7 protein-coding genes and 1 pseudogene are annotated in these 8,322 nt (G+C 31.7%); all 8 read left to right on the top strand.

Going from position 1 to position 8,322, the window contains the following annotated elements:
- Positions 1-76: 76 nt before the first annotated feature.
- Positions 77-325: pseudogene (locus LJE08_RS12010) on the top strand (response regulator); the annotation flags it as partial.
- Positions 326-977: 652 nt separating this feature from the next.
- A complete protein-coding gene (locus tag LJE08_RS12005) occupies positions 978-1,460 on the top strand; it encodes a PTS glucose transporter subunit IIA (protein ID WP_227403349.1) in 483 nt (160 codons plus the stop codon).
- Positions 1,461-1,473: 13 nt separating this feature from the next.
- Positions 1,474-2,319, top strand: coding sequence for a PRD domain-containing protein (locus LJE08_RS12000; protein WP_227403348.1), 846 nt, complete (start codon positions 1,474-1,476; stop codon positions 2,317-2,319).
- Between the two features lie 78 nt (positions 2,320-2,397).
- Positions 2,398-3,795, top strand: a complete 1,398-nt coding sequence (locus tag LJE08_RS11995) for a PTS transporter subunit EIIC (RefSeq protein WP_227403347.1) — start codon at positions 2,398-2,400, stop codon at positions 3,793-3,795.
- A 54-nt stretch (positions 3,796-3,849) separates the two neighbouring features.
- Positions 3,850-4,776 (top strand): alpha/beta hydrolase, encoded by a 927-nt coding sequence (locus LJE08_RS11990; protein WP_227403346.1) that lies wholly within the window; start codon positions 3,850-3,852, stop codon positions 4,774-4,776.
- Positions 4,745-5,653 carry an alpha/beta hydrolase gene (locus LJE08_RS11985; protein ID WP_227403345.1) on the top strand — a complete coding sequence of 303 codons (909 nt, stop codon included), beginning with the start codon at positions 4,745-4,747 and terminating at the stop codon, positions 5,651-5,653. The genes LJE08_RS11990 and LJE08_RS11985 overlap by 32 nt, the downstream gene beginning before the upstream one ends.
- On the top strand, positions 5,643-6,950 hold the full coding sequence (locus LJE08_RS11980; protein ID WP_227403344.1) for a glycoside hydrolase family 32 protein: 1,308 nt from the start codon (positions 5,643-5,645) through the stop codon (positions 6,948-6,950). The genes LJE08_RS11985 and LJE08_RS11980 overlap by 11 nt, the downstream gene beginning before the upstream one ends.
- A complete protein-coding gene (locus LJE08_RS11975) occupies positions 6,947-7,897 on the top strand; it encodes a carbohydrate kinase (protein ID WP_227403343.1) in 951 nt (316 codons plus the stop codon). Before LJE08_RS11980 ends, LJE08_RS11975 begins: the two co-directional genes overlap by 4 nt.
- Positions 7,898-8,322 lie beyond the last annotated feature (425 nt).

The raw sequence follows: 8,322 nt of genomic DNA, 5'->3' as shown, positions 1-8,322 counted from the left end.
AATTGACCCTAAAATAGACCCCAAAAATAATGACCCTAATTAAAATTGGTTACCCCATCAACCAGCCAATACATACGATTTGATTTTAATGGATATTCAAATGCCAAATATGGATGGTTATAAGGCAACAGATTGTATTCGACATCTTTCACAATCTGAAAAGGCCAATATGCCAATTATAGCTATGTCTGCCAATGCGTTTGAGGAAGATAAGAAAAAAGCATTTGATGTAAAGATGAATGATTATATAACGAAGCCAATTGACTTTCAAAAGATGGAAGAAGTGTTAAAACATGTATTGAGTAAGAAGAATCCTCTTAGTTGAGGGTTTTTTTGTTTCTAAAAGTCAAGATAAATCTATCTAATTTGATGAAAATAATCCGATTTAGACAAGATAGAAACAATTCGAACAAAATGCTTGGAGTTAATATTGCTTTCACATTGAACCTTTATAATAGAAAGTGCTACTGGATGTAGTAACGGTGAACCCTCTGAATAAAAAGGATTATATCTTGAGTTCTTAAAGATTCCGATTTTGCAGGAGGCCGTGTTTTATGTATATTTATCTGTACATTGATGTAGCCATGACTATCTTGGCTTTAGTTGAATTACTAAAAATTACATTATTGATTATAGAAAAATGTAAAAGACACTAGTTCACCCGCCCAAAGGATTAAACTAGTGTCTTTACACTAAAATAATTCAGAGGAACCACTGTATCCAGTAGTCTTTCTGTATTTGTATTATAGCGATTTATTGAGGTTTGTGCAATAGAATTAAAGAGAGTAAGATAAAGTAGGTGTGAAATCGTTTACAAAAAAAGTTTGACATTTAAAATAAATTGTGTTTTAATTCATCTGTAATCAATGAGAGTGACTCTTTTGAGGCTTGACCAATGATTGTGTAAGTTACTACGTAGTGTACATATTGGGAGCAGAAAAAAGAGTTTTTTTTGTTTCCTGGAGAGGAGCAAGAAAGTGTTCGGATTTAAGAAAAAGACAAAATCAGTTGAATTAGTATCACCCGTTAATGGTAAAATGATTTGTTTAAAAGATGTTCCAGATAAAGTGTTTGCTTCAGAAATGATGGGACCTGGTGTTGCGTTTATTTCGAGTGATGGTAAAGTATATTCTCCTTGTGATGGAGAGTTAGTAACAGTATTTCCAACAAAACATGCATTAGGGATAAAGACTAATAATGGAGCTGAGCTTTTACTTCATTTTGGTTTGGATACAGTTAATTTGGAAGGTGAGGGTTTTACTTTACATTCAGAGGCTGGTCGAAAAATCAAACAGGGAGATTTACTATTAGAAGTGGATATTGAACTTATTCAAAATAAGGGATATAAGATTGATATGCCAATGATTATCACAAATTCAAGTGAGTATTCTTTAAATATTCATGAATGTTCAGATGTATTGGCTAATCAAGAGATTGTAATGTCATTAGATAAAAAATAGAGAGATCAAGAGTATGGAAGTAATTAAAAAGTTAGGAAACAATGCAGCTATCTGTAAAGATAATAGTGGAAGAGAATTAATTGCACTTGGACTTGGGATTGGTTTTCCTAAATGTCCATATACACTAGATGATTTAAGCAAGATAGAGCGAACATTTTATAATGTAGATAATGAATACTTACATTTATTTGAAAATGTGGATTCAAATATTTTGGCTTTATCCGCTGACGTGATTGATTTGGCTACGACTATGTTGAGTGTTTCTTTAAAAGAAAATGCCATTTATACACTTGCAGATCATTTGAATTTTGCGGTTATTCGTTTAAATAAAGGAATGATTTTCAATACGCCAATATCAAATGAATTGCGTGATTTATATCCTGTTGAGGTAAAGGTTGCAAAGTATACGTTGAATTTAATGAAGAAAAAACTGAATATTGAACTTCCTGAAGAAGAAATGTATGCGATTGCGATGAATATCATAAATTCGGAAGAGATTTTATCTTCTACAAGTGATGTGTCTGTTAAATCTGAATTTATATTAGAAATTGTACATTTGATTGAAGCACAAATGCATATATCAATTGATAAAAGTTCTTTCAATTATTCTAGATTTGCTTCTCATATGCAATATTTATTTAGAAGAAAGAGTGAATATACAGAGATTAGTAGTACAAACAAAAAATTGTTTGAATTACTAAAGAATGAATATCCTAAGACATATCAATGTGTGTTGGGTATTAAAGAAATGATTTTTAACAAATTTAATTGGAATATTGGAGATGAAGAATTGTTATATTTGATTCTTCATGTAAATAGATTGTGTTCACACGAGGGTGTTACGAATGAATCGGCATAACCTTTATACAATAGAGCATTTTTTAAGAGTGCTTATTGCGTAAAGGTTTTTATTTTAGAATGAAAGGAAAATAGAGAGATGAAAAAAGATAAGGCTAGAGAAATAGCGAAAAGTGTATTAGAACAAGTTGGAGGAAAAGATAATGTATCAAAAGTATTACATTGTCAGACTCGTTTGCGTTTTAATTTAAAAGATGAAAGTGTAGCTGTAGATGAAAAGCTAGAAGCAATCAAAGGTGTTTTAGGTGTAGTAAGGGCTGGAGGACAAGTACAAGTTGTTGTTGGTCCTGAAGTTAAGGATGTTTATACTGAAATTTGTGATTTGGCAAATTTTGAAAATACAGATAGAGATTCAGTGCCTACAAAGAAAGAAAAAATCACTTTTAAATCCATTGGAAATGGAATTCTAGATGTGATTTCAGGATGTATGGGTCCTGCAATTCCGGCAATCGTCGCCTCTGCATTCTTTAAAATGTTAGTGGCTATTCTTGGACCAGATTTATTAAATGTACTTCAAGAGGGTAATGATTTATATACATTATTAACATTTGTAGGAGATGCTGCATTCTACTTCTTCCCAGTAATTGTTGGTTATACTAGTGCAAAAAAATTTAATTTAAATCCAGTATTAGGCGTTTTAATGGGTGCTATTATGATTCATCCAACATTTGTTGGATTGGTTGGAAAACCATTTACTGTTTATGGTATTCCATGTAATGTTCAAGCTTATGCAAGTTCAATTGTACCTATTATTTTGACAAACTGGATTATGTCATATGTAGCTCGTTTCTTTGATCATGTCATTCCAGGAGCAATTCGCTCTGTATTCTCACCTGCATTTACTATTGCGGCCATGTTACCAATCTCATTGTGTGTTTTTGGTCCAGCAGGAGCATTTATTGGTCAATATGTTGTTGGTGCATTATTCTCATTAGAAGGGGTAGCTGGATTTATTGGTATTGGATTAATTGCAGCTTTATATCCAGTATTAGTTATGACAGGTATGCACATGGTATTAATTACTGCACTATTCCAAGTGTTTGCCACTAAAGGATTTGATGGTTTTGCCGCAGTAGGTCTAACAGTTTCAAGTTTTTCAATCATGGGTGTAGGTATTGGTGCTTTCTTCCGCTTAAAAAATAAAGAACAAAAGGCTTTAGCATTGTCATATGGTATTACAGCAATTGTTGCAGGAACTTCAGAACCAACTATTTATGGTATTTGTACAAAATATAAAAGACCATTCATTGGCTTGTTAGCAGGAGGCTTCTTAGGCGGTGCATATGCAGGAATTACTGGTGTTATTGATGCAACATTAGTACCATCTTCAAATGTTTTTGCGGCACTATGCTTTTTAGGTAAATCACAGGCAAATGTTGTAAATGGAATTATTGCTTGTGTTATTGCATTTGTTGCAACTGCTGTATTCGTTTATTTTTTTGGATTTGATAAAAACGAAAAAGATATTCAAGCATAATCTTCAAGGGGTATAATTTGCCCCTTTTTAGAGTATTTAAAAATGGAGGTCACTATGAAAAATATAAAGATAGATTTACCGAGTGAAGCTTATTTTGAAACCTATATTATGGATTCAGAAATTAACTTTAAGGAATACAGAAAACGTCCTGCAATAATCATTGCACCTGGTGGGGCATATGCGATTCATGCTACTAAAGAATCGGAACCAATTGCACTTCAGTTTATGCAAATGGGTTATCAGACTTTTGTTTTAAAATATTCAGTTGGTTCGGATCGTGAACATCCAGAAAGAGGAATATTAAAGAATTCTAAATATCCTTTACAGGTTGTAGAAATGTTTGAAACTTTACACATAATCAAACAAAATTCTGAAGAATGGAATATTGATACGAATCAAATTTATCTAATGGGATTCTCTGCTGGAGGGCATGTATGTGCTTCTTGTGGTGTAAGATGGGATGATCCATCTATTACAAATCAGTTGAGCTTTCTTCCAGAAAAGGATGAATTGAAAGTAAAAGGAATTGTATTAGGATATCCTTTTTTAACACCTAATAGTATAGAGTTTACTTCTTCACACAAATTAGAAGGTGTGGAAAAAGTACAAGAAACCATGAACTATGTATTGTACCAAACAAATAGTCCTAGCGAAGAACAGCTATCTAAGGTTGATTTATATAATTATATTTCAGAAAACAGTGTGCCAATGTTTATTTGGCATTCGATTGATGATCCAGTGGTGGATTCAAGAAACTCAACTCGTTTTGTATCAAAACTATTAGAGTGCAATGTTCCAGTTGAATATCATTTGTTTGGTCATGGAGAACATGGTAAGGCACTAGAAAATCAATTGACACATATGGATGATGCGGATATCGATTTACATTTGAATATGTGGGTAAATATGGCTGATTATTGGATGAAAAGAATGGGAGGTAAGTATAAATATGATGAGAAAAGAAGATTATACAATATTTGAGTATCGTATGGGTAAGGAAATTAAATTTACAGATTTAATTGTGGATGAAAAATTAAATGGGATTTTTGAAAAAGTATGTGTTCGAACTGAAGATGCTGGTTATATCGATATGTCTATTTATCGTCCTTTAGAATGGAATCAGAAATCTTACTTAAAACCAATTTTTAATTTCCATGGTGGTGGAAACGTATTAGGATACTATGAACAAGATGGAAAATATTGTCGTTTGTTAGCTGATCTTACTGGATGTGCCATTATTAATGTGGATTATGCATTAGCACCTGAATTTAAGTTTCCCAAGCCTTTATATTCAAGTTACGAAGCGATTGTAGAATTATTAAAAAGAGCGGATGAACTAAAATTGGATTCAGATCATGTAATGGTCATGGGACATAGTGCTGGTGGTTACATTTCTTCTTGTTTAACATTGATGGATCGTGAAAGACAAAAAATTAAGATAAAAGGCGCTATCTTAGATTATCCGCCATTACGTCAAGAAGTAGATACGGAATTAAGAAAAGTTGCAGATCCTTCAAAGGCTATTTCGGAAAATAGAATGTTACAATACATTAATTGGTACTACAATAGCTTTGATGAATTAGATGATATTTTGGCATCTCCTTTATTGGCAGATTTGCATGATTTGCCTAAAACTTTAGTTATCAGTGCTGAATATGATGCATTAAAGAATGAAGAGAAGGCATATGCAGATAAAATGAGAGAAGCTGGAGGAGATGTAGAATATTACGAGTTTAAAAATTGCCGTCATGGTTTTACGCATGAATGCTTTAATGAATATATGCCAAAAGAATCTTGTGAAGCATGGAATTTAATGTCTGATTTCATTAAGAAAGTAATGGCGTCATATGAAGATTAACAAATTAAACTATCATTTAATGCCGAAAAAGGGATGGTTAAATGATCCTAATGGTTTGGTTCATTTTAAAGGTGAGTATCATATTTTTTATCAAGCGGATGAAGAAAGTTTATTGGGGCATGTTAATAAAGCTTGGGGGCATTATTCAACAAAAGATTTTATTACATATAAGCAACATGAATTGGCAATACTTCCAGATAGTATCTATGATAAAAATGGAGCATATTCTGGTAGTGCTATAGTAAAAGATGATGTTCTGTATTTATTTTATACGGGCAATGTTAAACATGAAGGAAATCATGATTATATTACGTCAGGTAGAGAACAAAATTTAATGCGTGTAGAAAGTAAGGACGGTATTCACTTTACGAACAAAGTATGTCTTTTATATAATGAAGATTATCCAAACGATTGCTCAAATCATGTGCGAGATCCAAAGATATTTGTAAAGGAAGGACAATATCATTTGGTCTTAGGGGCTCGCCTGCTAGATAATACGAGCTGTGTTTTAGAATATGTTAGCAACGATTTAAATGTATGGACTTATTTAAAAAGGTATACGCCAAAAGACACTGTGGGATATATGATCGAATGTCCAGATTATTTATGTGATAATGATATTTCCTATATTGTTTGTAGTCCACAGGGTTTACTCGAAAATAATAAACAATTTCAAAATAGATACGCATGTGGATATTATAAAATTAATCAAAATAATTTAGTTGACTATCAGACTTTAGATTATGGGTTTGATTTTTATGCACCACAAACACTTTATGGCACAAAATCAAATGTTATGATTGGTTGGATTGGAATGCCAGATAATGACTATATTGATTTTTATGATGATTGGAATCAAACATTATCAATGCCTAGGAAATTAAAATTTACAGATGGTAAAATGATTCAATATCCTATTCATGAAATCTTAAGTTTACGTTGTGATAAAAAGGTGTTTAATACAAACATTAGTTTACCCAAATCGTGTAATATTGAGTTTAATGTAGAAAGCGATTTTGTGATTGCATTAAATAATGTGGTTCTGTCATATAAAAACACTGAAATTTGTTTAGACTTATCTCAATGTGATTGTGGTCGAACAAAGCGATATATAAAAGATATTGATGTAAAAAGAGTTTCAATCTTTATTGATGAATCTGTTATGGAAATTTTTATAAGTGATGGAGAATATACAATGACGAGCCGTTTTTATGATAATGAAAAGGATCTGTTTGTTCGTTTTGAAGGCATTAATGAGATTGAAACATATAAAATGAAAGGTTTTAAAATAGAATGAAAAAGTTATTAGCTATTGGGGAAGCGTTGATTGACATGATTCCATCAAATACAGGTCGTATTATGGATGTGAATAATTTTACACCTAAAGTTGGAGGAGCACCTCTAAATGTCTGTGGGGCCTATACAAAATTAGGTGGTTCAAGCAATATAATCACGATGCTTGGTAAAGATCCATTTGGAGATAAGATTGTTAATGAATTAATAGGATTTGGAATAAATACAGACTATGTGAAGCGTACGAATGCTGCAAATACTTCACTTGCATTTGTTGCATTAGATGAAAATGCCAATCGAGAATTTTCTTTCTATAGAAATATGGGTGCTGATATGTTGATGTCTGAAGATGATGTTGATAAAAATTGGTTTATGGATGCATATGCTTTACATTTCTGCTCTGTTTCATTAGGAAATTTTCCAATGCGAAAGGCACATAATAAGGCAATTAAATATGCCAAAGAAAATGGATTGATTGTTTCATTTGATCCTAATGTGAGATTGCCATTATTTGATGATCATGAATATTTAAAAAATGTAATACATGAATATATTCAGTATGCAGATATTTTGAAAATTAGTGATGAAGAAGTTGAATTTATTTTTGGAAACAAAGATATTGAAGAAAATCTAGATTATATATTTGATCAAGGTGTCAAATTGTTAGTTTTTACTTCAGGAAAAGATGGAGCCGTAGCATACACAAAAAATGTGGTTGCAAACTCAAAAGGAATTAAAGTGAATGCAGTAGATACAACAGGTGCAGGAGATGGTTTTATTGGTTGTTTGTTGTATCAAATGGCAAAAGAAAATGTGGATTTAGAACAAATAAATATTTTAACAGAAGAACAATTAAAAACGTATTTAGATTTATCTAATAAATTTTGCTCTATTTCAGTAACAAAAGAAGGAGCCATTGCAAGTTATCCGACAATGGAAGAATTAAGATAACTTATATATAGGAATCAGTATGAATAAAATGCTGATTCTTTTTTATTTAAAAGTCAAGATAAATCTATCTAATTCGATGAAAATAATGCGATTTAGACAAGATAGCATCATTCGCAACAAAATGCTTGGAGTTAATAATGTTTTCACATTGGCTCTTTATAATTGGAATTGGCTACTGGATGTAGTAACGGTGAACCCTCTGAATTAAAAGGATGATTTCTTGAGTTCTCGATGATTCCGATTATGTAGGAGGACGTGTTTTATGTATATTTATCTGTACATTGATGTTGCCATGAGTATATTGGCTTTAGTAGAATTGCTAAAAATCGCATTGATTATTATAGAAAAATGTAAAAGACACTAGTTCACCCTCTCCAATGGATTACTAGTGTCTTTATACTAAAATAATTCAGAGGAACCACTGT

Origin of the sequence: Holdemanella sp. DFI.5.55, assembly GCF_020593575.1 — a bacterium.
Classification (GTDB): Bacteria; Bacillota_I; Bacilli_A; order Erysipelotrichales; family Erysipelotrichaceae; genus Holdemanella; species Holdemanella hominis.
Note: the sequence above shows the minus strand (reverse complement) of the source record. Positions and strands in the feature narration are given on the sequence as shown.